Annotated in this window: 19 protein-coding genes; 2 read left to right on the top strand and 17 right to left on the bottom strand. The window is 65.4% G+C overall.

Annotation, left to right across the window (positions count from 1 at the left end; genetic code table 11):
- Nucleotides 1–76: 76 nt before the first annotated feature.
- From JVX91_RS08035 to JVX91_RS08020, 4 genes are all read right to left on the bottom strand, one after another.
- The gene (locus JVX91_RS08035; RefSeq protein ID WP_205338788.1) at nt 77–1,426 is read right to left on the bottom strand and encodes a glutamine synthetase family protein; all 1,350 of its coding nucleotides are present in this window, start codon (nt 1,424–1,426) and stop codon (nt 77–79) included.
- Between the two features lie 76 nt (nt 1,427–1,502).
- On the bottom strand, nt 1,503–2,054 hold the full coding sequence (locus tag JVX91_RS08030; protein WP_037010973.1) for an XRE family transcriptional regulator: 552 nt from the start codon (nt 2,052–2,054) through the stop codon (nt 1,503–1,505).
- Nucleotides 2,055–2,067: 13 nt separating this feature from the next.
- The gene (locus JVX91_RS08025; RefSeq protein ID WP_205338787.1) at nt 2,068–3,357 is read right to left on the bottom strand and encodes an FAD-binding oxidoreductase; all 1,290 of its coding nucleotides are present in this window, start codon (nt 3,355–3,357) and stop codon (nt 2,068–2,070) included.
- Nucleotides 3,358–3,464: 107 nt separating this feature from the next.
- Nucleotides 3,465–4,223: a hypothetical protein gene (locus JVX91_RS08020; protein WP_205338786.1), complete on the bottom strand. Its 759-nt coding sequence runs from the start codon at nt 4,221–4,223 to the stop codon at nt 3,465–3,467.
- A gap of 291 nt (nt 4,224–4,514) precedes the next feature.
- Here JVX91_RS08020 and fnr point away from each other — a divergent pair, with 291 nt between their 5' ends.
- Nucleotides 4,515–5,225, top strand: coding sequence for a fumarate/nitrate reduction transcriptional regulator Fnr (gene fnr / locus JVX91_RS08015; protein WP_205338785.1), 711 nt, complete (start codon nt 4,515–4,517; stop codon nt 5,223–5,225).
- A gap of 623 nt (nt 5,226–5,848) precedes the next feature.
- On the opposite strand, the gene JVX91_RS08010 is transcribed toward fnr, so the two are convergent.
- Nucleotides 5,849–7,822, bottom strand: a complete 1,974-nt coding sequence (locus tag JVX91_RS08010; RefSeq protein ID WP_205338784.1) for a PhoX family phosphatase — start codon at nt 7,820–7,822, stop codon at nt 5,849–5,851.
- 207 nt (nt 7,823–8,029) lie between these two features.
- Nucleotides 8,030–8,737: an MOSC domain-containing protein gene (locus JVX91_RS08005; protein ID WP_205338783.1), complete on the bottom strand. Its 708-nt coding sequence runs from the start codon at nt 8,735–8,737 to the stop codon at nt 8,030–8,032.
- Nucleotides 8,738–8,837: 100 nt separating this feature from the next.
- Between JVX91_RS08005 and JVX91_RS08000 the strand changes: the two genes are divergently transcribed.
- Nucleotides 8,838–9,716, top strand: coding sequence for a LysR substrate-binding domain-containing protein (locus tag JVX91_RS08000; RefSeq protein WP_205338782.1), 879 nt, complete (start codon nt 8,838–8,840; stop codon nt 9,714–9,716).
- A 440-nt stretch (nt 9,717–10,156) separates the two neighbouring features.
- Here JVX91_RS08000 and JVX91_RS07995 read toward each other — a convergent pair whose 3' ends face one another.
- The 11 genes from JVX91_RS07995 to JVX91_RS07945 all read right to left on the bottom strand — a co-directional run bounded on the left by JVX91_RS07995 (nt 10,157) and on the right by JVX91_RS07945 (nt 24,299).
- Complete coding sequence (locus JVX91_RS07995; protein WP_205338781.1) at nt 10,157–11,935, bottom strand: acyl-CoA dehydrogenase C-terminal domain-containing protein; 1,779 nt, start codon at nt 11,933–11,935, stop codon at nt 10,157–10,159.
- Nucleotides 11,936–12,142: 207 nt separating this feature from the next.
- Complete coding sequence (locus JVX91_RS07990) at nt 12,143–13,939, bottom strand: acyl-CoA dehydrogenase C-terminal domain-containing protein (RefSeq protein ID WP_205338780.1); 1,797 nt, start codon at nt 13,937–13,939, stop codon at nt 12,143–12,145.
- 119 nt (nt 13,940–14,058) lie between these two features.
- A complete protein-coding gene (locus JVX91_RS07985) occupies nt 14,059–15,339 on the bottom strand; it encodes a GGDEF domain-containing protein (protein WP_205338779.1) in 1,281 nt (426 codons plus the stop codon).
- Between the two features lie 171 nt (nt 15,340–15,510).
- On the bottom strand, nt 15,511–17,316 hold the full coding sequence (locus JVX91_RS07980; RefSeq protein WP_205338778.1) for a phenylacyl-CoA dehydrogenase: 1,806 nt from the start codon (nt 17,314–17,316) through the stop codon (nt 15,511–15,513).
- Nucleotides 17,317–17,624: 308 nt separating this feature from the next.
- The gene (locus tag JVX91_RS07975; protein WP_054908003.1) at nt 17,625–17,855 is read right to left on the bottom strand and encodes a hypothetical protein; all 231 of its coding nucleotides are present in this window, start codon (nt 17,853–17,855) and stop codon (nt 17,625–17,627) included.
- A 74-nt stretch (nt 17,856–17,929) separates the two neighbouring features.
- A complete protein-coding gene (bioD, locus tag JVX91_RS07970; RefSeq protein ID WP_205338777.1) occupies nt 17,930–18,613 on the bottom strand; it encodes a dethiobiotin synthase in 684 nt (227 codons plus the stop codon).
- A gap of 196 nt (nt 18,614–18,809) precedes the next feature.
- Nucleotides 18,810–19,616 carry a malonyl-ACP O-methyltransferase BioC gene (gene bioC / locus JVX91_RS07965; protein WP_205338776.1) on the bottom strand — a complete coding sequence of 269 codons (807 nt, stop codon included), beginning with the start codon at nt 19,614–19,616 and terminating at the stop codon, nt 18,810–18,812.
- Nucleotides 19,609–20,334 (bottom strand): alpha/beta fold hydrolase, encoded by a 726-nt coding sequence (locus JVX91_RS07960; RefSeq protein ID WP_205338775.1) that lies wholly within the window; start codon nt 20,332–20,334, stop codon nt 19,609–19,611. Before JVX91_RS07960 ends, bioC begins: the two co-directional genes overlap by 8 nt.
- Nucleotides 20,327–21,532 (bottom strand): 8-amino-7-oxononanoate synthase, encoded by a 1,206-nt coding sequence (gene bioF, locus JVX91_RS07955; protein ID WP_205338774.1) that lies wholly within the window; start codon nt 21,530–21,532, stop codon nt 20,327–20,329. Before bioF ends, JVX91_RS07960 begins: the two co-directional genes overlap by 8 nt.
- Nucleotides 21,533–21,771: 239 nt before the next feature.
- A complete protein-coding gene (gene bioB, locus JVX91_RS07950) occupies nt 21,772–22,830 on the bottom strand; it encodes a biotin synthase BioB (RefSeq protein ID WP_205338773.1) in 1,059 nt (352 codons plus the stop codon).
- 152 nt (nt 22,831–22,982) lie between these two features.
- Nucleotides 22,983–24,299 (bottom strand): allantoin permease, encoded by a 1,317-nt coding sequence (locus tag JVX91_RS07945; protein WP_240201716.1) that lies wholly within the window; start codon nt 24,297–24,299, stop codon nt 22,983–22,985.
- Nucleotides 24,300–24,376 lie beyond the last annotated feature (77 nt).

Raw genomic sequence — 24,376 nt, 5'->3', positions numbered from 1 at the left:
GCCAGGGTTTCATTCTGCACCGCCCGGTCCCCTCTCCCGCTCGCGGGAGAGGGTTAGGGTGAGGGGCCTTTGATCCTCAGAGGAACCAGCGGTACTCCCGCGCGCTGACCTCGTTCATAAAGTCCAGATGATCGTGGCGCTTGTTCTCGCAGTAGACGAAGACGAACTCGCTGCCCAGACCTTCCTTCACCACCGGGTGGTCTTCCATCTCGGCGACGGCGCCGAGCATGTCGCGGGGGAAGTCGATGCCACTGGAGCGGTCCTCGTTGAGCGGCGGGATGGGTTCCTGGCGGGTTTCCAGGCCATGTTCCATGCCGGTGAGGATCGCCGCGAGCACCAGGTACGGGTTGGCGTCGGCGCCGGCCAGGCGGTGCTCGATGCGCAGGTTCCTGCCGTCGGATTCGGGAATGCGAATGCACGCATCGCGGTCCTCGAAGCCCCAGCTGGCCTTGCTTGCCGCGTTGACCCGCGAACCGTAGCGGCGGTAGGCGTTGTGGTTGGCGGCGAAGATCGGCATGCAGTGCGGCAGCAGTTCCAGGCAGCCGGCCACGGCGTGGCGCAGGGCCTGTTGGTTGTCGCGGTCGAGCAGGTTGTTGCCGTCGCGGTCGTACAGGCTGACGTGCACGTGCATGCCGCTGCCCGGCGCGTGCAGGTAAGGCTTGCTCATGAAGCTGGCGCGATGGCCATGCTTGAGTGCCACGCCACGGGTGGCGCGGGTGAACAGCGCGGCCTGGTCGGCGGCGTGCAGGCCGTCGTCGCAGTGGGCGAAGTTGATCTCGAACTGGCCGGGGCCGATCTCGGCGGTGATCACGTTGGCGTCCACGCCCTGCTCGCGGGAGGCTTCGACGATTTCATGGAGCACGTCGGAGAAGCGCGACAGGCGCTCGATGTGCATGTTCGGCTGGTCGTCTTCGTCATCGCACAGAGGGTCGCGCGGGTACTGCGGCAAGCCGGCGTCGAGCTTCTTGTCGAACAGGTAGAACTCCAGCTCGAAGGCCACCACCGGACGGATGCCCTTGGACTCCAGGCGCTGCATGACGCGGGCGAGCACTTCGCGCGGCTCGAATTCGATGGGCGCCTCGGTGCCGTCGGAACTGATCAGCATCTGCCCCAGCGGCTGGTTCTCCCAGCGCACCGGCTTGAGCGAGCCGGGGATCAGACGACGCGGCGCGTCCGGGTCGCCGTCGTTGAAGCAGTAGTCGCCGATGGGGTGCAGGCCGCCCTGTACGCCCAGCAGCACGCAGTTCTGCGGAAGCTTCAGCGGGCTGCCGGCGGCGACTTTCTCAAGCATGTCCACGGGGTAGCGCTTGCCGTAGAAGTGGCCGGGAATGTCCAGGCAGATCAGGTCGACGTAACGGATGTCCGGGTATTGCTGGCGGAAGGCGCGGACTTCGCTGAGCAGGTCGGGATGCATCGGGCGGTTCATGATTTTCTCTGGGGCCTTTGTGCGGGGGCGGCCGGATCGTTTTCCCAAGCCAACCCTCGCGGGCTGGCTTGGGAAATTACGTAAAGATCCACAGCACCCTTGTCGGTTTGTCGGTGAGGTTGCCGTAGCGGAACTGGCTGTGCGGCGGCAGCTGGAAACTGTCGTTGGGGTAGAGGGTGACGGTGTCGTCTTCGTACCAGATGGTCAGCTCACCTTCGAGGACGAAACCGCCCTGCTCCGAGCTGTCGTCCAGATGGCCTTCGCCGCTGGTGGCGCCGGGGGCGAGGATGCTGTCGAGCATGGAGAAGCCGCCGGACATGTTCGGCGAGGCGAGGATGTCGGTGACGCCGCCGGCGTAGTACAGGGTGCGGCGATCGTTCGGCCGGGTGACCCAGTCGCGTTCGCGGCGGGTGTCGCCGGCGTAGAAGTAGGTGGTCGGCACGCCCAGGGCTTCGCTGATGGCGGTGAGGTCGGCCACGGTGGGTTGCGACAGGCCGCGCTCGACCTGGGACAGGAAACCCACCGAGCGGCCGATCTGTTCGGCCAGCTCACCCAGGGTGAGATTCTTGTGCTTGCGCAGGTCGCGGATCAGCGTGGCAAGGTGTTCGTTGGTGGCCGTCTGGGTCATGGCAGGTTCCGAATTAGACAAAGTCCCGCAATCGATACCAGGCCTTGCCGACGGCTTCCAGTGGCGCGGCGAAGCGCTGGCCGCCGGGGAACCCGGGATTGCGGATGCGTTGATAGAGGTCAAGCTCGTCGCTGCGGCCGAACATGGCTTCGCTCACCGCATGGGCGGCGGCCAGGCTGGGCAGTACGCCGTGGCCGGAATAGCCCTGCAGCCAGTAGAGATCGCCGCGCCGGCCGATGTCCGGGGTGCGCCGCATGCTGCAGTCGATATGTCCGCCCCAGGCGTACTCCAGCTCCACGCCCTTGAGCTGCGGGAACACCCGCTCGACATAGGGACGCGTCGCAGCGCGGATGTCCGAAGGCATGCCGCCCAGATAAGTGCAGCCGCCGCCGAACAGCAGGCGATGATCGGGGGTCAGGCGGAAGTAGTCGAGGACGAACTGGTTGTCGGTGACACAGCAGTTCTTCGGCAGCAGCGAGCGGGCCAGCTCCTCGCCCAGCGGCGCGGTGGCGACCTGGTAGGTGCCCACCGGCAGGATGCGCTCGGAGACGTCGCGGTCCAGCCCGTCGATGTAGGCGTTGCAGGCCAGCACCAGGGAGGCACAACGGACGCTGCCATGCTCGGTCGTCACCTCGTAGCCGTTGCCGGTCTCGCGGAAACTCAGCGCGCGAGTCTGCTCGAAGATGCGGCCGCCGGCACGCTCGATGGCGCCGGCAAGACCGTAGGCCAGCTTGAGCGGATTCAGGTGCGCGGAGTTGGGATCGTAAAGGCCGGCCTGGTAGCGGTCGCTGGCGATCCACTGCGGCAGGTCTTCACGGGGGATGAATTGCAGGCCTTCGTAGCCCCAGCGGCGATTGGCTTCCGCCTGCCAGTCGTAGAGTGAACCGACCCGGCGTTGCAGCACGGCGGTCCACAAGTGGCCGATACGGTAGTCGCAGTCGAAGCCGTGGCGTTGCGGCAGGTCGCGCAGTTCGTGGGCGGCCCAGAGCATGCCCTGCCACAGGCGTAGCGCGCCTTCGTGGCCGAGGTCGTCCTCGATGGGGCCCAGGTCGCTGGACCAACCCGGCAATGCCTGCCCGCCGTTGCGCCCGGAGGCGGCCCAGGCGATGCGGCTGGCTTCGATCATGCAGACCTGGCGTCCGCCTTCGACCAGTTGCAGCGCCGTGTGCAGGCCGCTGAACCCGGCACCGATCACCAGGACCTCGCACTCCAGCGGTTCATGCAGCGCTTCGCGCGGCTGGATCAGCTCGGGATTCGCGCCGGCATAGTAGGTGCCGACTGGCTCGCTGGAACGCAGGAACATCGCTACCTCGTGAAATTGTTTTGATTATTTTTCATGAAAAATAACAGAACAAATTTCACAAAGCCAGCCCGTCGCCCTTTTCAGGGGACGGGCCGCGCTTCAGCTCGTCAGGAGGTAAGCACTGCCGTGCCGTCCTGCACTTCGCGCTTCTGCCGCACGCTGACCATGACCACCAGCACTATCAGGATGCCGGCGAGGATGGCGGAGGAGCCGATGGTGCCGAAGTCCAGGCCGCCCTTTTCGTGGGACTTGGTCAGCACGTCGCCCAGGGTCGCGCCGAACGGACGGGTCAATACGAAGGCCACCCAGAACAGCAGTACCGAAGACAGTTTGGTGAAGTAGTGCAGCAGCACCACCACGGCGATCAGGCTACCGATCAGCAGCGCGCCGCCAGCGAAGCCCAGGCCCGAATCGTCGGCGAGGAAGTCGCCCAGCGCGGTACCGAGGGTGTTGGAAAAGAGGATGGCGATCCAATAGAACATCTCACCCTTGAAGCTGCGGATATTGTCCACCGACAGCGAGGTGCCGCTGAAACGCCAGAGGGCGAAGATCGCCACCAGGATACTGACCAGGATCGCCGAACCGGTGGCATAACCCAGGCCCAGGGTACGGTCCATGAAGTCCGACATGGTGGTGCCGGCGGTGCTGGTGGAGAGGATTACCAGCCAGTACAGCCAGGGCACGTAGCGCTTGCTGGCGAGCTGGCCGATCAGGGTGATGAGGAACAGGCTGATGAGAATCAGCGAGCTGATCGCATAGCCGACGTTCAGGGTCATCGACAGCAGGTCGCCGGCGGTTTCCCCCAGGGTGGTGGCGCAGATCTTCATCACCCAGAAGGCCAGGGTGATCTGTGGCAGTTTGTTCACGGGCATATCTCCGGAAAATGAGCGGGACCGACGCGCGTCCGTCCAGACCGATCGCGACGCTGCACCCCGGAGTACGTGGGCTCCCCCGACACCCCCTTGGCGCATGGCCGTGCAGACTGCGGGCGACGCGGTGAAGAAAGGGTCAAGCCGGTATGAAAAATCCATTGCCCGAGCGCCCGCCGGGCTGCCCGACGGGTGACATATGGCTGTCAGTTGCTATGGTTCCATGAGGGGGCAATGCGCCCGAGGAACGCTGAACTGCGCGCGATTAGCCGGCGCATGGGGATATGGATGAATCAGATGATCAAACCGCAACCGTACTGCAAGAACTGCCGGCTGGCGCCGCCCACTCTTAGCGACGAGAAGGTCGAGGAGCTCGAGGCGATCATCAAGCCGGGGCATCTGCTGCATAAAGGGGACTTCGTATTCCGCCAGGGCGACCCGTTCCACAGCGTGTACCTGGTGCGCTCCGGTTCGATCAAGACTTTCACCACCAACGAACAGGGCCTGGAGAAGATCACCGGCTTCTATTTCGCCACCGAGATCTTCGGTTTCTCCGGCATGGGCGAAGGCAGCTACCCGGTATCGGCGCAGGCGCTGGAAAGCACGCTGTGCAGCGAGATTCCATTCAATCAGCTGGAAGAGTTGTCGATCCAGATTCCGGGGCTGTCCCACCAGATCATGCTGATGATGAGCCGCAAGATCCGCGAGGATCAGCAGATGAAGCTGCTGCTCTCGCGGCTGAATTCGGACTCACGCATCGCCGCCTTTCTGCTGAACATTTCCGCGCATTTTCGTGAGCGCGGTTTCTCTGCTACGCGCTTCCGCCTGAGCATGTCGCGCAACGAGATTGGCGACTACCTGGGGCTGGCGGTGGAGACCGTGTCGCGCAGCTTTACCCGCTTGCAGAAGCACGGATTGATCCGGGTCGATGGGCGGGAGACGGAGATCGTCGATTTCACCGAGCTGTGTGCGTTGGCGGGCGGGGAAGTCGAGCTTTGAGTTCTGCCCTGGAGGGCCTCGCGGACAAGGTCCGCTCCTACAGGAGCCCCTCGGCGGCACGGGTGGACTTTTGTAGGAGCGGAGCTTCTCCGCGACCACCGCAATAGCGGTGCAAATCCTCACCACTGGCCTGACGGCCGGATCGCGGACAAGGTCCGCTCCTACAGGAGCCGCTCGGCGGCACCGGTGGACTTTTGTAGGAGCGGAGCTTCTCCGCGACCACCGCAATAGCGGTGCAAATCCTCACCACCGGCCTGACGGCCGGATCGCGGACAAGGTCCGCTCCTACAGGAGCCGCTCGGCGACACGGATGGGCTTTTGTAGGAGCGGAGCTTCTCCGCGACCACCGCGATAGCGGTGCATATCCTCACCACCGGCCTGACGGCCGGATCGCGGACAAGGTCCGCTCCTACAGGTGCCGCATGGCGACACGGGGTGGGCTTTGTAGGAGCGGAGCTTCTCCGCGATCACCGCAATAGCGGTGCAAATCCTCACCACTGGCCTGACGGCCGGATCGCGGACAAGGTCCGCTCCTACAGGTGCCGCATGGCGACACGGTGGACTTTGTAGGAGCGGAGCTTCTCCGCGACCACCGCAATAGCGGTGCATATCCTGCCCCAGCGTCACGTCCCGATCACGCCCCCATCGTCCTTGGTAATCACCAGCGTCGTGGAACGCGGGATGCTCTTTCCATCACTGGCCGGGAAGCTGAGGCCCGGGTGCTGGATGTTCACCCACATGGTCTTGCCGTCAGGGCTCTGGGTAATCCCCGTCAGCTCGCAGCCACGCGGACCGACCAGGAACCGCCGCACCTCGCGGCTATGCGGATCGGCGCAGAGCAGCTGGTTGCAGCCCATGGCCTGCATCGGCGCCTCGGCGTCGTCGTAGTCCGTCTCGATCCACAGCCGGCCGGCGGTGTCGAAGTACAGCCCGTCCGGCGAGGAGAAGATGTCGCCGTTGATGGTGCCGATCAGGTTCTCCGGCGCGTTGGCGCCCTTGTGCTCGCCGGCCAGCAGGAAGATTTCCCACTGGAAGGTCGTCGCGGTCGGATCACCGCCCGCCTCGTTCCAGCGCAGGATCTGCCCGTGGAGGTTGTCCTTGCGCGGGTTGGCGGCATCCACCGGCTGCTTCTTGCCGCGGGCATCGTTGTTGGTAAGGCTGACGTAGACCTCGCGGGTGGTCTGCTGCACGGCGACCCACTCGGGGCGATCCATCGGCGTGGCACCCAGCAGGTCGGCGGCGGCACGGGCGTTGACCAGTACCTCGGCCTGGCTGGCGAAACCATTCTCGGCGGTCAGGCCGTTCTGCCCATGCACCAGCGGCAGCCACTGGCCGCTGCCATCGGCGTTGAAGCGCGCGACGTAGAGGGTGCCTTCGTCCAGCAGATCGACGTTCGCCGCACGGTTGTTCGGCTCGTACTGGCCTGCCGGGACGAACTTGTAGATGTACTCACCCTTGGTGTCGTCGCCGTAGTAGAAGGCCATGCGGTTGTCGGCGCCCAGCGAGAGGGTCGAGCACTCGCGGCAGAAGCGGCCAACAGCGGTGCGCTTCTTCGGTGTGGATTTCGGATCGTACGGATCGATCTCCACCACCCAGCCGAATCGGTTCGGCTCGTTGACGTGGCCGCGGTGCGGCTGATCGGCCTTCGGCGTGGCATCGAAGCGCGCGTCCACCGCCTCCCAGGCGTAGTAGTTGCTGAACTGGCCGTTGGACAGGCCGTAGCGCTTGTGCGACACGCGCTTGGCGAAGTCGGCCTTGTCGCGGTTGACGAAGTACTGGTGCCAGTTTTCCTCGCACGCCAGGTAGGTGCCCCACGGCGTGACGCCCATGGAGCAGTTGTTCAGGGTGCCGAGCACCTGTTTCGCCTCCGGATCGCTGGCGGTGCGCAGCAGGTCATGGCCGGCCAGCGGCCCGGAAAGGTCCAGCGGCGAGCTGCCGGTGATGCGGCGGTTGTAGCTCGAGCCCTCGACGCGCTGCCATTGACCGTCGGCGTCCTTCTTCACCTCGACCACACTGAGGCCGTGGGCGGCGATTTCCTTGCGCACCTCGCCTTCCGGACGACCACGGGTGCCATCGGGGCGATCCTCGAAGGTCTGGCCCTTGGGGTGCAGCGTCGGGTTGATGTACTCGTGGTTGATCACCAGCAGGCCATGGCTGTCCGGTGCCTCAGGGAAGGGGAAGTAGTGCATGCCGTCATGGTTGTCGCCGGCCTGCAGTTCCTGGGCTTTCCAGTCCTCGCTGGCGTCGCCTTTCCAGGCCGGCGAGCCAGTCACCACCGCGTCGCCCCACGAGAAGAACGGCCGCGCGGTGTAGCCTTCGGCGAGGATCACGCGGTCGAATTTCGGGTCCTGCTGCACCGACACGCCCTTGAAGCCCAGCAGCGCGGTGGGCACCGGGGCGTCTGCGGCGAACAGCGAACGGCCGGGGTACAGGCCGCCGCCGAGGAAGCCGACGGCACCCAGCACCAGGCTGTTCTTCAGCAGACGGCGGCGCGAGGCATCGATCAGCTCGCTCATCGGCACATTGCCGGAGGGGTTGATCGGCTGGTCGTCGAAGGCGGCCAGTCGGTCGTGGAAATCCTGGAAACGTTCGCTCATCACGGGGAGTCCTTCCGCAGGGCCGCTCTATAGTCGGCTCGGGTTGCCAGTAGAAGCTATCGGCGGAAGGTTAGGAACGTGGTGTTACGTCGGCATGACAGCGCCGTCGAGCCCTGCGGAGGGCCCGACGGCGGCAATAAAAGCCGCCCCGCAGGACCAAGACGACGTCCGGGGGCGGGCGCGAGGGCATTTGCGAAGCAGCGCGGCTCAGATATGCAGGCCGCCCTGCTCCGAACATTCGGGGCCCGCCAGGCGGGCCGTCCAGTCTTCCAGCACGCCACTGGTGAGGCGTTGCGCGGCGGTCTTGCGCCAGCGCAGGGAGAGCGCGTCGCAAGCCATCATCAGGCGCAGTCCGGTACGTTCCAGCGGATGGCCGAAGTACCAGTCCAGCAGGCTCGCCACGGTGAGCTGCGGGTAGTGTCGCTGCACCAGCTCCAGCGGTGCGTCGGGCGCGACCATGCCGGACCGGCGCACCCGGTAGAACCAGCCGCAGCGCCCCTGCTCCTGCACTTCCAGCGGAAGTCGGGGCAGGTTCCAGCGCTTCGCCAGGCGATAGCTGGGCGAGCGCGGCTGGCTCACTTCGATCAGCGCCTCGCCCCAGCGGAACAGGTCGCCGATACACACCTCATGTTCGTTGAGGCCGAAGGTCGACAGGTTCTCGCCGAAGGCCGGCTGTCGCCAGCGCGTCTGCGGATGCTGCTTGCGCCAGTGGCGGTAGTGCTCGGCCGGGTAGTGGTGCAGCGCACGGTCCAGACCGCCGTCGCGGCGCAGGTCGGCCCGTGCGTCCCCCGGCAGCCCTTCGGCGCCGAGCCAGACTTCCTGATGCGTTTCCAGCCTGTCGATATCGCTGAGCAGACCTCCCCAGCTTTCTTCGACTTTGCCTATGAAAACGCCCTGGATGACGATGCTTTCCACCTTTGTCTACCCATCTGAGACAGCGGACAAGCGCTAGAGTAGTGGCCTGGATGGGTGACACTCCATTTCGATTTTCCAGTTTCGTTGATAAGCAGACCTTATGGATTTCCGCCAGCTCCGCTATTTCGTCGCGCTTTACGAGGAAGGCCATGTCGGGCGCGCCGCCGAACGCCTGGCGATTTCCCAGCCGGCGCTGTCGCAGCAGATCCGCCAACTGGAACAGAACCTCGACGTTGCGCTGTTCCAGCGCAGCGGCAAGCGCCTGTTGCCCACGGCCGCCGCGCACACGCTGTACAACCATGCGGTGCCACTGCTCGAAGGCCTGGAGCGTGCCCGCGAGGCGCTGCGCGGTTTCCGCGGGCAGAGCGCACGCAGCTTGGCCATTGGTGTGCTGCAGACGGTCAACGCGAGCCTGGTTCCGCATCTGGTGGAACGCCTGCACGCCGCGCAGCCGCATCTACAGGTGCGCATCTACGAACTCTCCGGCGTGGAGATCGAGCGCCGCCTGTTGATCGGCCAACTGGATATCGGCATCGGCTTCCTGCCGCCGCGCCAGCCGGCGCTGCACGGCGTGGAGCTGTATCCGGACGAGCTGCAACTGGTGATCCCGGCGGACCATCCGCTGAAGGACTTCAAGAAGGTGTCGCTGGCACAGGCGGCGGAATTGCCGATGCTGCTGCTCGGCGAAGAATTCCGCGCCCGGCAGATCTGGCAGGAGCAACTGGCGGCCATCGGTCGGCGGCCACGGGTGCAGGCGGAGCTGAACCACATGGGCGGCATCCTCGACAGCCTGCCGCAGAGCCGTTTCGCCACGGTGCTGCCCGGTCGCGCGCGGCAGATGCATGCGCACAAGGACCTGCTGTGGAAGCCGCTGAGCGAGCCGCGCATTCCGTTGAGCGTGGGGTTGGTCTGTCGCGACGCGCAGCGCCAGCAGCCGACGGTGGAGTTGCTGCGCTCGTTGCTGGATGGAGCGGTGTGAAGGGTCAGGAGTTCTGGCTATTGTAGGAGCGGAGCTTCTCCGCGATCACCGCGACAGCGGTGCAATCTCTTGCCACCCGGCTATCGGCCAAGTTCGCGGATAAGATCCGCTCCTACGAAAGCCGATGCATAACGACATGAAATCCCAGGCAAAGAAAAAACCCCGCCTCTTTCGAAGCGGGGTTTTGCAGACCGATATCCTGACGTCCGTGCTAGCCACCGTCCTTGGTGGATTCCCTTGTTTCCGTATTGTCGTTGGCGCTTCCTGCGCAATGTCCTGACTGAGGAGAAGGTTACCGCTGTAGGTCTTTGTCAGAAAGACGCTGATCACCACCAGCATTTGTAAGCTTAGGCTTACACGGATTCGTGATACCGGTTTTCGGAATTGGAATAACCAACGAAAAAGCCCCGCCGAAGCGGGGCTTTTCCATACGCGAACGCTTAGAACTGCGCGGCGTCCAGCAGGTACAGCGACTCGCTGCCGGCCTTTACCGAGGCGGTCAGGGAGTGGATACGCGGCAGCAGGCGAGCAAAGTAGAAGCGCGCAGTGCCCAGCTTGCTGGCGTAGAACTCGTCCTGGCCTTCCTTGCCCAGCGCAGCGCGAGCCATCAGGGCCCACATGTACGCGTAGGCGGTGTAGCCGAACGCATGCAGGTACTCGACCGAAGCGGCGCCGATTTCGTTCGGGTTGCCCTTGGCACGGTCCAGGACCCACGCGGTCAGTTCGTCCAGGTTCTGTACGGCGGCGTTCAGCGGGCCGGTGAACTCGGCCAGCTCGGCGGATGCCGAAGCGGTGAAGGCGCGGATCTCGTCGGTGAACAGCTTGGCGTAGGCGCCGCCGCTGCCGACGATCTTGCGGCCCATCAGGTCCAGCGCCTGGATGCCGTTGGTGCCTTCGTAGATCTGGGTGATGCGGCAATCGCGCACCAGTTGCTCCTGGCCCCACTCGCGGATGAAGCCGTGGCCGCCGAAGATCTGCTGGCCGTGAACGGTGGTTTCCAGACCCATGTCGGTGAGGAAGGCCTTGGCCACCGGAGTCAGCAGGGCGACCAGTTCTTCGGCGCGCTTGCGGGTGGTCGGCTCTTCGCTGTACTTGGCGGTGTCCAGCTGCATCGCGACGTAGCTGGAGAAGGCACGACCGCCCTCGTTCAGCGCTTTCATGGTCAGCAGCATGCGACGCACGTCCGGGTGGACGATGATCGGGTCGGCGGCCTTGACCTTGGCGACCGGGCCGGTCGGCGCGCGGCTCTGGATACGCTCGCGGGCGTATTCCACGGCGCTCTGGTAGGAACGCTCGCCGGTGGCCAGGCCCTGGATGCCAACGCCCAGGCGCTCGTAGTTCATCATGGTGAACATGGCGGCCAGGCCCTTGTTCGGCGCGTCGACGATCCAGCCGGTGGCGCCGTCGAAGTTCATCACACAGGTGGCGGAACCCTTGATGCCCATCTTGTGCTCGATGGAGCCACAGGACACGGCGTTGCGCTCGGCCAGGGAGCCGTCGGCGTTGACCATCACCTTCGGCACCAGGAACAGCGAGATGCCCTTGGAGCCTGCCGGCGCATCGGGAAGCTTGGCCAGCACCAGGTGGATGATGTTCTCGGTCAGGTCGTGCTCGCCGCCGGTGATGAAGATCTTGGTGCCGGAAATCTTGTAGCTGCCGTCAGCCTGCGGCTCGGCCTTGGTGCGGATGATGCCCAGGTCGGTGCCGGCGTGCGGCTCGGTCAGGCACATGGAACCGGCCCAGGTGCCGGCGTACATGTTCGGCAGGTACTTGGCCTTGAGTTCTTCGCTGGCGTGGTTGAGCAGCGACAGGCAGGCGCCGGCGGTCAGCATCGGGTACAGGCCGAAGGACAGGTTGGCCGAGTTGACCATTTCCTCGACCTGGGCGCCGATCACCTTGGGCATGCCCATGCCGCCGAATTCCGGCGCGCCGCCCACGCCCACCCAGCCGCCTTCGGCGTAGGTGCGGTAGGCCTCGGGGAAGCCGGCCGGGGTCTTCACGCCTTCGGCGCTCCAGCTGCAGCCTTCTTCGTCGCCGCTGCGGTTCAGCGGGGCGATCACGCCGCCGGTGACTTTGCCGGCCTCTTCGAGGATCGCCGCAGCGGTCTCGACGTCGACGGTCTCGGCGAGGGCGGGCAATTCAGCCCAGAGATTGGCGACCTCGAAGACTTCATTGAGGACGAATTGCATGTCGCGCAGGGGAGCTTTGTAGTCAGCCATGATGGATCCTCGAACGAAAACGACGGCTGATCAGGCAGCCAGCGGTATCAGAATAGGAGGTACACGAAGGTACGCCGCCGGAGTTTACTCCAACAACTTTTCAGACTTTAAGCGTCATGTTGTGACCATACAACTACAGATTGGTCACATTTTGTAGCGATAGGCAGAAGGCCCGCGCGAGGCGGGCCCTCTTGTCTGGCGCGGGGATTACAGGGCGAACTGCTCGGCCGACAGGCGCATCAGCACCTCGGAACCGGCCTCCGCTGCCGCCACATGGGACAGCGCGCGGGGCAGCAGGCGGCTGAAGTAGAACTCGGCGGTAGCCAGCTTGGTTTCGTAGAAGGCCTTCTCGCCAGCGCCCTCCTCCAGCTTCTGCCGGGCGACCAGCGCCATGCGCAGCCAGAAGTAGCCGAGGGTGATGTAGCCGGAGTACATCAGGTAATCCACCGAGGCGGCGCCGACTTCGTCCGGGTTCTTCATGGCGGCCAGGCCGAGCTTCTGGGTCAGTTCGCCCCACTGCTTGTTCAACGCCGCCAGTTGGGCCACCTGGGCCTTGAGCTGCAGGTGTTCGGCGTGCTGCTGGCAGAGTTGGTGGACCAGCTTGGTGAAGCCCATCAGCAGCTTGCCCTGGCTGCCGAGGACCTTGCGGCCCAGCAGGTCCAGCGCCTGGATGCCGTTGGTGCCCTCGTAGATCGGCGCGATGCGGCAGTCGCGCACCAGCTGCTCCATGCCCCACTCGCGGATGAAGCCGTGGCCACCGAACACCTGCATGCCGTGGTTGGTGACTTCCAGGCCGGTCTCGGTCATGAAGGCCTTGCAGATCGGCGTGAGGAAGGCCAGCAGGTTGGCCGCGCGCTCGCGCTCCTCGGCATCCTGGGACAGGTGCTCGATGTCCAGCAGCTGCGCGGTGAAGTACGCCAGCGCGCGGTTGCCTTCGTTGAACGCCTTCATGGTCAGCAGCATGCGGCGAACGTCCGGGTGGACGATGATCGGGTCGGCGGGCTTTTCCGGCGCCTTCGGACCGGTCAACGAACGCATCTGCAGGCGGTCCTGGGCGTAGCGCACGGCGCCCTGGTAGCTGGTCTCGCCGAGGCAGAGGCCCTGCATGCCGGTGCCCAGGCGCGCGTGGTTCATCATGGTGAACATGCAGGCCAGGCCCTTGTTGGCCTCGCCGATCAGGAAGCCCTTGGCACCATCGAAGTTCATCACGCAGGTGGCGGAGGCCTTGATGCCCATCTTGTGCTCGATGGAACCGCAGGCCACGGCATTGCGCTCGCCGGCTTCGCCGTTCGCGTCCAAGTTGAACTTGGGCACGATGAACAGCGAGATGCCCTTGGTGCCGGCCGGCGCATCGGGAAGCTTGGCCAGGACCAGGTGGATGATGTTCTCGGAGAGATCGTGCTCGCCGGCGGAGATGAAGATCTTGGTTCCGGTGATTGCGTAGCTGCCGTCCGCGTTGGGCACGGCGCGGGTCTTGATGATGCCCAGATCGGTGCCGCAATGCGGTTCGGTCAGGCACATGGTGCCGGTCCACACCGCGCTGGTCATGCGCGGCAGGTAGGTGTTCTTCTGCTCTTGCGTGCCGTGGGCATGAATGGCCGCCATGGCGCCCTTGGTCAGGCCGGGGTACATGCCCCAGGAGCAGTTGGAGGCGCCGATCATCTCGCTGACCAGCAGGCCGAGGGACGGCGGCAGGCCCTGGCCGCCGTATTCAGGATCACTGGAAACGCCGTTCCAGCCAGCCTCGACGTACTGCGCGAAGGCTTCCTTGAAGCCCTTGGGCGTAGTCACCACGCCGTTGTCGAAGTGGCAGCCTTCCTCGTCGCCGGAGCGGTTCAGCGGGGCAATGACCTGCTCGCAGAACTTCGCGCCCTCCTCAAGGATGGCGGCGAACATGTCCGGGGTGGCGTCGGTGGCACCGAGGGCTTCGTAGCGACCGGTGAAGTCGAAGACTTCGTCGGTGAGGAAGCGCACGTCGCGCAGGGGGGCCTTGTACTCGGGCATCGCGAATCTCCGTTCGGTTCAGGGCGCCAGTGTGGCGCGGATATCCCGAACCTAACGGCCCGTGACCGTGCGGACAATCACGCTGCACGCGCTGAATGCGCGGTCATAACCCGGCCGGGTCAGGCGGTGCGCACCGCGCCGCGACGGGATTGCCCATGTACGGCCACGCGGTTGCGCCCGCCGCTCTTGGCAGAGTAGAGCGCCTCGTCGGCGCCCTTGATCACTTCCTCCGGGCTGCGCCGCTCGCCGTCGCGCTCGGCGACGCCGACGCTGATGGTGACCGAGACGGTCTGCGCCTCCTTGCCACCGCGCTTGCTGCGGCCCTGGCGATCGTCCTTGGGTCGGTTGCCGCGGTCGCGCAGGTGCATGGCATAACCCTCGATGGCCTGGCGCACGCCGTCGAGGTACGGCAGGCAGTGCTCCAGTGTCTTGCCGGCGAACACCAGGGTGAATTCCTCGCCACCATAGCGATACGCCTTGCCGCCGCCTCCGGTACGACGCAGCTGGCTGGCGACCATGCGCAACACCTGGTCGCCGACGTCGTGGCCGTGGCTGTCGTTGAATTTCTTGAAGTGATCGACGTCGATCATCGCCAGCACGTACTGCTGGCCCAGGCGCTGGAAGCGCTCGTTCAGCGCACGGCGCCCGGGCAGGCCGGTGAGCTCGTCGCGGAAGGCCATCTGGTAGGCCTCGTGTGCCACCGCGCCAGCCAGGGTGAGCATCACCAGGCTGGTCATGACTGTCAGCGCATGGGGCAGGATGAAGACCTTGGGCAGCATCCACAGCAGGCCGACCAGGCCAAGCAATTGCGCGGCGTGCAGCGGGCGCGGCTGGCGCACGTAGGCGGCAATCAGGGCGATGAAGGCCATCAGGAAACCGAAGTAGGACAACTGCGCGAGGTTCATCCACTGGCCGTGCAGGGCTGGCCAATAGGTGTCGCTGAGCAGCTCCGCCAGGCCCTGCGGGAAGCGCCTGGCCAGGGCCGTCGCCACGGCGGCCACGGCGATCAGCGCGGCGCTGCGGGCGAACAGGTCCTGCAGCATGTGCATGCGCTCCTGCCAGATACCGTACATCCCATAAAGCAGCGGCAACAGCACGCAGCACAAGTGGAACACCAGCGCCGCCTCCGGGAGCACCACGCGGTGTGCCTTGAAGTAATCGACCTGGGTGTCGAGCAGGAAGTAGGCGAGGTATACCACCGTCAGCATGAACAGCTGGCGCTGGCGGTTGTAGACCATGCATAGCGCGCCGCCGAGCAGGAGCAGCAGAGTCGGCAGGACGTTGAACAGCGAGGTAAAGAAGTCGGACAGTTCGGCCAGGGAGCCGGCTGCGATACCCGCCGGAATCAGCAGCAGGGGCGCAAGGAAATGGCTGAGCCGGTAAGGGGCCGTGAGTCGCACAGGGGGTTCCGCAAAATGGGTGCCGGGCTCGCGGTCAACCGGCCGGCAAGTGGCGTAATGATGGCATTTTCTGCGGACATTTGCGTGGAGTCGGATACGAAAAAGCCCGCCTTGCGGCGGGCTTTCTCCTGTTCAGCAGACGGACGGCGAACCGTCCGCCTAGAGCGCTGATCAGTAACCGAGGGCGAAATCTTCCTCGGCCAGGTCCATCAGGTTGTTGGCGCCGGACAGCATGGAGCCAACGTGCGCGCGGGTGCGCGGCAGGATGCGCTGGAAGTAGAAGCGCGCGGTCTTCAGCTTGGCCTGGTAGAAGGCCTCTTCGCTGGTACCGGCAGCCAGCTTCTCGGCAGCCAGGCGAGCCATGTCGGCCCAGAAGTAGGCGAGGCAGGCGTAGCCGGAGAACATCAGGTAGTCGACCGATGCGGCGCCGACTTCCTCGCGGTCCTTCATGGCAGCCATGCCGACCTTCATGGTCAGGTCGCCCCACTCCTTGTTCAGCGCAGCCAGCGGTGCAACGAACTCTTTAACGGCTTCGTTGGCTTCGTTGGCCTGGCAGAACTTGTGCACGATCTTGGTGAAGCCCTTGAGCGCTTCGCCCTGGGTCATGAGGATCTTGCGGCCCAGCAGGTCCAGCGCCTGAACGCCGGTGGTGCCTTCGTACAGCATGGAGATGCGGCTGTCGCGGACGTTCTGTTCCATGCCGTGCTCGGCGATGAAGCCGTGGCCGCCATAGATCTGCACGCCATGGTTGGCGGCTTCGAAGCCCACTTCGGTCATGAACGCCTTGGCGATCGGAGTGAGGAAGGCCAGCATCGCGTCAGCGGCTTTCTTCTCTTCTTCGTCCTGGCTGCGCTGGACGATGTCGACCTGCTTGGCAGCGAAGTACAGCATGGCGCGGTTGCCTTCGGCGAACGCCTTGGCGGTCAGCAGCATGCGGCGGACGTCCGGGTGCACGATGATCGGGTCAGCGGGCTTCTCCGGTGCTTTCGGGCCGGTCAGCGAACGCATCTGCAGACGCTCGCGAGCGTAGGCGATGCCACCCTGGAAACCGATTTCGGCGTGGGCCAGGCCTTGCAGCGCGGTACCCAGGCGAGCGGTGTTCATGAAGGTGAACATGCAGTTCAGGCCCTTGTTCGGCGGGCCGATCAGGAAGCCGGTGGCGGCGTCGAAGTTCATCACGCAGGTGGCGTTGCCGTGGATGCCCATCTTGTGTTCGATGGAGCCACAGGAAACGGCGTTGCGCTCGCCCACGTTGCCTTCGGCGTTGGGCAGGAACTTCGGCACGATGAACAGCGAGATACCCTTGGTGCCCTGCGGGGCATCGGGCAGGCGGGCCAGCACGATGTGGACGATGTTGTCGGCCATGTCGTGTTCGCCAGCGGAGATGAAGATCTTGGTGCCGGTGATCTTGTAGGTGCCGTCGGCCTGCGGCTCGGCCTTGGTGCGCAGCATGCCCAGGTCGGTGCCACAATGCGGCTCGGTCAGGCACATGGTGCCGGTCCACTCGCCGGAAACCAGCTTGGTCAGGTAGGTGTGCTGCTGCTCGGAGGTGCCGTGGGCGTGCAGGGTGTTCATGGCGCCGTGGGACAGGCCCGGGTACATGCCCCAGGACCAGTTGGCCTGGCCGACCATTTCGCTGATGGCCAGACCCAGGGATTCGGGCAGACCCTGACCGCCGTGCTCGACGTCATGGGCCAGGCTCGGCCAGCCGCCTTCGACGAACTGCTGGTAGGCCTCTTTGAAGCCGGTCGGAGTCTTGACGCCTTCCGGGCTCCATTTGCAGCCTTCCAGGTCGCCAGTGCGGTTCAGCGGAGCGATTACCTGTTCGCAGAACTTCGCACCCTCTTCGAGGATGGCATTGACCATGTCCGGGGTGGCGTCTTCGGCGCCCGGCAGGTTCTGGTAGTGCGCTTCGTAGCCCAGCAGCTCGTCGCGAACGAAACGGATATCACGCAAGGGGGCCTTGTAATCAGGCATAGCGGTAAACCTCTACGAAGGGTTCTGGTTAATGGGCGACCGGTTGCTGCGGTCGCAGTGCGGGAGCATTCCCGGCCGCCCAGTCGGTGCGCGCACGCATCCGGACAGTCAAACAGGCGTTTGAAACATACGTTTACGCCATACCCTTGTCAAGCGTGCAAACCGACCGCCCGGTCACGCTTACAGGGCTGTCCACGGGGTGCATTCGCAACGACGTCCTGAGGCTAATTAAAGCCCATGGCAGAGCGGCCGGCGTGTCACAGGGACAGCCGGCCGCTCTGGGGAATTCAGGAAGAGAAAAGTCGCCGTCAGGCGCGGATATCGATGAGCGTGCCGAGCGTTTCGTCGGCGGCCTGGATGACCTTGGCGTTGGCCTTGACCTCGTGCTCGCCGCGGCGCAGGTCCACGAGGCGGTCGTTCAGCACTTCGCTGGGAGCGGTGCCGGCAGTAGCGATGTCGGTGCTGGCGCGGTCGACGCGGCGCTGGCCGCTCTGCACGCCATACAGGCCCGCAGAGAAAGCATTACCGGAAATTTCCATCGCAGCGCCTCCACAACAAAAAGCAGCAAGTGGCCACTATTCAAGCAGACAGACCGCCCCAGGCCAAGGCTCGGTTACAAATCCAGGATGCCGAGGTCCAGGTGTGCGGCCACCGCGGTGGGCGTCGCCAATCCCAGTCGCGGCACGCGTCCGATGCACGGCGCGGGCAGGCGTTCGGCGAGGGTCGCTAGGTTTTCTTCCAGACGGGAGGTCTGCGGGTCGACGATGTTCGCCACCCAGCCGGCCAGTACCAGACCGTCGCGCTGGATCGCCTCGGCGCTGAGTACCGCGTGATTGATGCAGCCCAGGCGCACACCGACCACCAGAATCACCGGCAGGCCCAGGGCCACGGCGAGATCCGACAGGTTCTCCTCCCCCGCCAGCGGTACCCGCCAACCACCGGCGCCCTCCACCAGGGTGAAGTCGGCGCCCAGCTCCAGCACCGAACGCACCGGTCCCTTGAGCGCTTCGACCGTCAGCTTCACGCCCTGCTCGCGGGCAGCGAGGTGCGGGGCGATGGCCGGCTCGAAGGCGAAGGGATTCACCTGTTCGTAGGTCAGCGGCAGGCTGCATTCGCCCAGCAACGCCAGCGCGTCGGAATTGCGCAGGCCTTCGGGGCTGCGCTCGCAGCCCGAGGCCACGGGCTTGGCGGCCGCCGTGGACAGGCCTGCCAGCCGCGCCGCATGCAGCAGGCCGGCGGCGATGGTGGTCTTGCCGATTTCGGTGTCGGTGCCGGTGACGAAGTAGGCGTGGGACATGGTTTTCTTCAGTGCTCCTACGTGGACATCTGTGCTCGGGGCCACCCCGCTCCCTAACCCTCTCCCTGAACGGAGAGGGGACTGATCGGCGCAAGATGAAACTCTAGCGTCAACCGACACGGGCGGCCCCCTCTCCCTTCGGAGCGGGGCGCGCAGCCAGGGCTGGGGAGAGGGCGCTCGCTCAGCAACAATACGCTTACAACGAAAAAGGTTTGCGCAGGACGGCGTAGACCACCCGGTAGGTTGCCGGCAGCCCCTCGGGCGTGCGGAATCGCTCGTAGGCGGCGATCAGCGCGCGCACCCGCTCGCGACCGGTGAGGCCGTCGGGCCGGCCGGGGTTGAGGTTGTGCGCACCGAGCGCCTTGAGTTCGTGGGTCAGGCTGCGCAGGTCGGGGAAGTGCAGGACGCGATCCTCGGTGCGCAACTCCAGTACGTCCAGGCCGCTATAGGCGCAATGCTGCTGGTACTGCTCGAACGCACGGAAGCGATTCACGTGAACGAAGCCGTCCACCGCTTCCCAGCTCTGGCGCAACTCGCCCAGGGTGCCGATGCACAGGCTGCTGAAAGCCAGCACGCCGCCAGGACGCAGTACGCGGCGCGCTTCATTCAGCACGGCGGGCAGGTCCGCGCACCATTGCACGGCCAGGCTGGAGAACAGCAGGTCCGCAGCGCCATCGCGCAGCGGCAGGCGTTCGGCGTCACCGCCGATGAAGTGCTCCGCGCCACCCTGCTCGCGGGCATGACGCAGCATGCCCTCGGCGATATCGAGGGAGAGGCCCTGGGCCTGGGGATAACGCGCCGCCAGGGCGCGGGTGAAATACCCGGTGCCGCTGCCCAGGTCGATCCAGCGCTGCGGCGCGCCGTCGGCCGGCAGCGACGCCAAGAGCCGGTTGCCAACTGCACGCTGCAATTCGGCCACCGCGTCGTAAGTCGATGCGGCGCGGGAGAAGGAAGCGGCCACCTGGCGTTTGTCAGGCAGGCCGGTGCTACTGCAATCAGGCATCGTCGCCCTCGTGGATGAAACGCAGGATGGCGCCGGCCACCTCGTCCGGCAGCTCTAACGGCAGCCCGTGGCTGGTGCCGGGCAACAGGTTGACCTCGATGTCCGGAAGCCAGTCCAGCAAGGCATCGGCGGCGCTCGCCGGCACCAGCGCATCGTTGCCGGCGAACAGGTGCAGTTGCGGGCCGGGATAACGTCCGAGCGCGGCGCGGGTATCGAGCCGCCCCAGCAACTGCAGACCGGCGGTGAGACCTTCGACATTCATCTGCGGCAGTGCCACCTGCAGCTGGCGCGCCAGGGTACGCGCATCGCGGGCGCCCTGGCTGACCAGCAGGGTGAAGCGCTTGCGCACCAGATGCGGTTCCAGCAGGAAGGCTTCGAAGAAGTCCTCGAACACATCATTCGCCATTGCATCCGGCCAGTCCTCGCGGCGGCGGAAGCAGACATTGCTGGCCAGCGTGATCAGCCCACGGCAGGACTCGCCCCGGCGCGCGGCCAGTTCGGCGCCGAGCATGCCGCCCAGCGACCAGCCGGCGATCCAGGCGTCGTGAGCGACGTTGTCGTCCAGCTCCTCGAGCCAGACACTCGGATCGGCATCCACCGGCAGCGGCTCGATCTGCACGTTCAGGTGCGGCGCCTGCTCCAGCAGCGCATCACGCAACGGTTCCAGCGGCGCGCTGCCCAGGCCCCAGCCGGGCAGCAGGATCAGTTGGTCACGCATCATCGCCCTCCTCGGCATCAATCTCTGCCAGAAGGCTAGACGACACGCGCTGCCAACTCTCCGCCAATACCACCAGCAGGCGATCGACCTGCGCCTCGGTGTGCGAGGCGGACAGGGTCACGCGCAGGCGCGCGGTGCCGGCCGGCACGGTGGGCGGGCGGATCGCGCCGACGAGGATGCCGCGCTGGCGCAGCTCGGCCGACAACGCCATGGCCTGGGCGCTGCCGCCGATGAGGATCGGCTGGATCGGCGTCGGACTATCCATCAGGCGCAGGCCGATGGCCTCGGCGCCAGCACGGAAGCGCACAATCAAGGCATTGAGATGATCACGGCGCCAACTTTCGGCGCGCAGCAGCTCCAGGCTTTTCAGCGTGGCGCAGGCCACGGCGGGCGGCTGGCTGGTGGTATAGATGTAGGGGCGGGCGAACTGGATCAGCGTCTCGATCAGCTCCTCGCTACCGGCAACGAAGGCGCCAGCGGTGCCAAAGGCCTTGCCGAGGGTGCCGACCAGCACGGGCACGTCCTCCATGCCCAGGCCGAAGTGCTCGACGATGCCACCGCCGGTCGCGCCCAGCGGGCCAAAGCCGTGGGCGTCATCGACCATCACCCACGCGCCCTGCTTTCGAGCCGTCGCGCAAAGGCTGGGCAGGTCGGCGAGATCGCCGTCCATGCTGAACACGCCGTCGGTGACCACCAGGGTGTTGCCTTCGGCTTTGTCCAGGCGCGAAGCCAGGCTGGCGGCGTCGTTGTGCAGGTAGCGCGAGAAGCGCGCACCGGACAACAGCCCGGCGTCCAGCAGCGAGGCGTGGTTGAGACGGTCCTCCAGCACGCTGTCACCTTTGCCGACGAGGGCGGTGACGGTGCCGAGGTTGGCCATGTAGCCGGTGGAAAACAGCAGCGCGCGCGGGCGGCCGGTGAACTCCGCGAGTGCCAGCTCCAGCTCGTGGTGCGGGCCGCAGTGGCCGTTGACCAGGTGCGAGGCACCACCGCCGACGCCCCAGCGTTCGGCACCGGCGCGCAGCGCGGCGATCACCTCGGGGTGACTGGCCAGGCCCAGGTAATCGTTGGAACAGAAGGCCAGCATCGGCTGGCCATCGATGACCACCTCCGGGCCCTGCGGCGATTCCAGCAGCGGGCGGCGGCGGTAGAGGTCCTCCGCCTGGCGCTGGGTCAGGCGGGCGGCGAGATCGAAAGGCATACGCATCCCCGTGTCGGCGGCGGCCCTCCGGATGAAGGACCCAGGAGCAACAGTCTTCTTCCACGAAGTCCGTGCCGATGCTTCCCCTCTCCCCAGCCCTCTCCCTGAAGGGAGAGGGAGCAGTCCATGCCGACTGACACAGTGGTTACAGCCGGCACCGAGCGGTCCCCTCTCCCTTCAGGGAGAGGGTTAGGGAGAGGGGCTTTGGAAGGAGCAACCGTGCTCCTGCACAGAGCAGGTCAAGCCGAAGCCGCGTTATAGAACAGCTGGGAGTCGCGTTGTTCCACCAGCGCCTGCTCGATGGCAGCCTGGTGCACCTCGTCGGCGTGCTCCTCGCGCTCTTCGGGCTTGATGCCCAGGCGCGCGAACAACTGCATGTCCTTCTCGGCCTGCGGGTTGGTGGTGGTCAGAAGCTTCTCGCCGTAGAAGATCGAGTTGGCGCCGGCCATGAAGGCCAGGGCCTGCATCTGCTCGTTCATCTGCTCGCGGCCCGCGGACAGGCGCACGTGGGATTTCGGCATCATGATGCGGGCAACCGCCAGGGTGCGGATGAAGTCGAACGGATCGACGTCCTTCTCCTCGGCCAGCGGGGTGCCCTTGACCTTCACCAGCATGTTGATCGGCACCGATTCCGGGTGCTCGGGCAGGTTGGCCAGCTGGATCAGCAGGCCCGCGCGGTCGTCCACCGACTCGCCCATGCCGAGGATGCCGCCGGAGCAGATCTTCATCCCCGCCTCGCGTACGTACGCCAGGGTCTGCAGGCGCTCGCCGTAGGTGCGGGTGGTGATGATGTTGCCGTAGAACTCCGGCGAGGTATCGAGGTTGTGGTTGTAGTAGTCCAGGCCCGCTTCGGCCAGGGACTGGGTCTGCTCCTGGGTCAGCTTGCCCAGGGTCATGCAGGTTTCCAGGCCGAGCTTCTTCACGCCCTTCACCATTTCCAGCACGTAGGGCATGTCCTTGGCGGACGGGTGCTTCCAGGCGGCGCCCATGCAGAAGCGGGTCGAGCCGATGGCCTTGGCTTCGGCGGCGGCCTGCAGCACCTTCTGCACTTCCATCAGCTTTTCCTTGTCCAGGCCGGTGTTGTAATGGCCGGACTGCGGGCAATATTTGCAGTCCTCCGGGCAGGCGCCGGTCTTGATCGACAGCAGAGTGGAAACCTGCACGCGATTCGGGTCGAAATGCGCGCGGTGCATGGTCTGGGCCTGGAACAGCAGATCGTTGAACGGCTGCTCGAACAGGGCGCGGACTTCGGCGAGAGTCCAGTCGTGGCGGGTTACTTGGGCTGCGGTGGCACTCATCGGCAAAGTCCTTCGACGCTTGGGGGCGCGCCTTTTGTCTAAGGTGCCCCGGCGGCGCGCCACCGGGGAAATCAGGCTCAAGGCATCATATGTGGAGCTGTGACGCTGTCAACCACTCTCGCGACACAGGTCGACAAGTGTCTATTTATTGATCAATCCGAGATAGCCGTCGGCGGCGCGATAGGACGGCGGCGCAGCCCGGCATAGACCCCGGCCGACACCAGGAAGGTCAGTGGCGCGAAGAAGGACTGCAGGGAGCCTCCCACCTCCATCAGCACGAAGCCCAGTAGTGCCCCGCAAAACCAGGCGACCAGCCCCACGCCGTTCAGCCGCGCCGGCCTGCCCGCCGACAAAGGCGCCTTGCCAAGGATGTGCGCCAGTGCCACGCCGACCCAGGCCACCACGAATACGCCCTGCCAGGCCAACGCCTTGAGCAGCCAGGCGAACACGTCCGCCAGCATCAGCGAGTAGACGACCGCGCCGACCACCACCGCCCATGCCAGGGCGGGCGCACGCAGGCGGAACACCTCGACGAAGAACGCCTGCATGTTCACCGTCGCCAGGTAGTAGTTTGCGGTGTTGATCCGCGTCTGCGTCACCCAGACGAACAGCAACCCCCATATGCCCATCAGCTTGAGGATCGCCAGCACCACTGTGACTTCGCTGAGCGCACCGTCCTGAGGAATGCTGCTGGCCAGGTAGATACCGGCCATGCCGTTGAGCAGGAAGGTCACCAGATAGAACGGCATGCCGAAGTTCCAGCGGCCGTGCCAGGTGGCGTCCTCCGGCTTGCCGAAGCGGGCGTAGTCGAAGGTGAACATCATCAGCACCCAGACGCCCATGTATGCGCTGAAGCAATCCCACCAGCCGCCGACCGGCGGGTTGACCGGGCCGAAGTCTAGCCACTGTGGCTGGTAGCCGTACTCACCGATGGACAAGGCCACCGCCGCCAGCAGGCCGAATAGGTAGAACGGCAGCAATACGCCGTTGAAGCGGTCCAGCCAGTGCTGCACGCCACCGAAGATCAGCGGCACGCTGTAGAGCACCACCAGCAGCGCAGCCAGCGAATAGGACACGCCGGGATAGAGGTGATTGAGCGCTACGGCGATCACCGAACCCTCAAACACTGCGTAGTAGATGGCCGTGGAGAAGAAAATCAGGGTGGCCAGGGAAGCGCCCGCGCTACCGAACAGCACCCGTGAAAACAGCGCCACCGAAAGCCCAGTGCGGATGGCGTAGCGACTGATCACCGCGTTGATCAACCCGTAGCATGCCACCGACAGCAGCATGCCAAGGATGGCGTTACGGGCGCCGTAGGCCAGCGCCAGCGAAGCGCCGACCACGATGTAGAACATGGCACTGCACACGGCCCACCAGGCCATGCTCAGGGACAACCGGCCCATGCGGGCATGGCTGGGAACACTTGGAACGGACGAATCGACCTCGGGATGCTGCGACAGACTTGCCATCTTGGTTTCTCCGCAAGATGAGGGCTTGGCGTGCGGCAGCAGGAGGCCGCGGCGGCACCCTCGTGGGGAACCACCGG

The sequence above is a fragment of the Pseudomonas sp. PDNC002 genome, from assembly GCF_016919445.1.
Lineage (GTDB): Bacteria > Pseudomonadota > Gammaproteobacteria > Pseudomonadales > Pseudomonadaceae > Pseudomonas.
The sequence above is the reverse complement of the archived record's forward strand: the minus strand, read 5'-3'. Positions and strand labels throughout refer to the sequence as shown.

What these genes read in the sequence shown, in the direction of transcription:
- JVX91_RS08030 (WP_037010973.1), bottom strand. Translation starts at nt 2,054, where the DNA reads ATGACCCAGACGGCCACCAACGAACACCTTGCCACGCTGATCCGCGAC.
- JVX91_RS07945 (WP_240201716.1), bottom strand. Translation starts at nt 24,299, where the DNA reads ATGGCAAGTCTGTCGCAGCATCCCGAGGTCGATTCGTCCGTTCCAAGT.
- JVX91_RS08000 (WP_205338782.1), top strand. Translation starts at nt 8,838, where the DNA reads ATGGATTTCCGCCAGCTCCGCTATTTCGTCGCGCTTTACGAGGAAGGC.
- JVX91_RS07960 (WP_205338775.1), bottom strand. Translation starts at nt 20,334, where the DNA reads ATGCGTGACCAACTGATCCTGCTGCCCGGCTGGGGCCTGGGCAGCGCG.
- JVX91_RS08010 (WP_205338784.1), bottom strand. Translation starts at nt 7,822, where the DNA reads ATGAGCGAACGTTTCCAGGATTTCCACGACCGACTGGCCGCCTTCGAC.
- JVX91_RS07975 (WP_054908003.1), bottom strand. Translation starts at nt 17,855, where the DNA reads ATGGAAATTTCCGGTAATGCTTTCTCTGCGGGCCTGTATGGCGTGCAG.
- bioF (WP_205338774.1), bottom strand. Translation starts at nt 21,532, where the DNA reads ATGCCTTTCGATCTCGCCGCCCGCCTGACCCAGCGCCAGGCGGAGGAC.
- JVX91_RS07980 (WP_205338778.1), bottom strand. Translation starts at nt 17,316, where the DNA reads ATGCCTGATTACAAGGCCCCCTTGCGTGATATCCGTTTCGTTCGCGAC.
- JVX91_RS07995 (WP_205338781.1), bottom strand. Translation starts at nt 11,935, where the DNA reads ATGGCTGACTACAAAGCTCCCCTGCGCGACATGCAATTCGTCCTCAAT.
- fnr (WP_205338785.1), top strand. Translation starts at nt 4,515, where the DNA reads ATGAATCAGATGATCAAACCGCAACCGTACTGCAAGAACTGCCGGCTG.
- JVX91_RS08035 (WP_205338788.1), bottom strand. Translation starts at nt 1,426, where the DNA reads ATGAACCGCCCGATGCATCCCGACCTGCTCAGCGAAGTCCGCGCCTTC.
- bioB (WP_205338773.1), bottom strand. Translation starts at nt 22,830, where the DNA reads ATGAGTGCCACCGCAGCCCAAGTAACCCGCCACGACTGGACTCTCGCC.
- JVX91_RS08025 (WP_205338787.1), bottom strand. Translation starts at nt 3,357, where the DNA reads ATGTTCCTGCGTTCCAGCGAGCCAGTCGGCACCTACTATGCCGGCGCG.
- bioC (WP_205338776.1), bottom strand. Translation starts at nt 19,616, where the DNA reads ATGCCTGATTGCAGTAGCACCGGCCTGCCTGACAAACGCCAGGTGGCC.
- JVX91_RS07990 (WP_205338780.1), bottom strand. Translation starts at nt 13,939, where the DNA reads ATGCCCGAGTACAAGGCCCCCCTGCGCGACGTGCGCTTCCTCACCGAC.
- bioD (WP_205338777.1), bottom strand. Translation starts at nt 18,613, where the DNA reads ATGTCCCACGCCTACTTCGTCACCGGCACCGACACCGAAATCGGCAAG.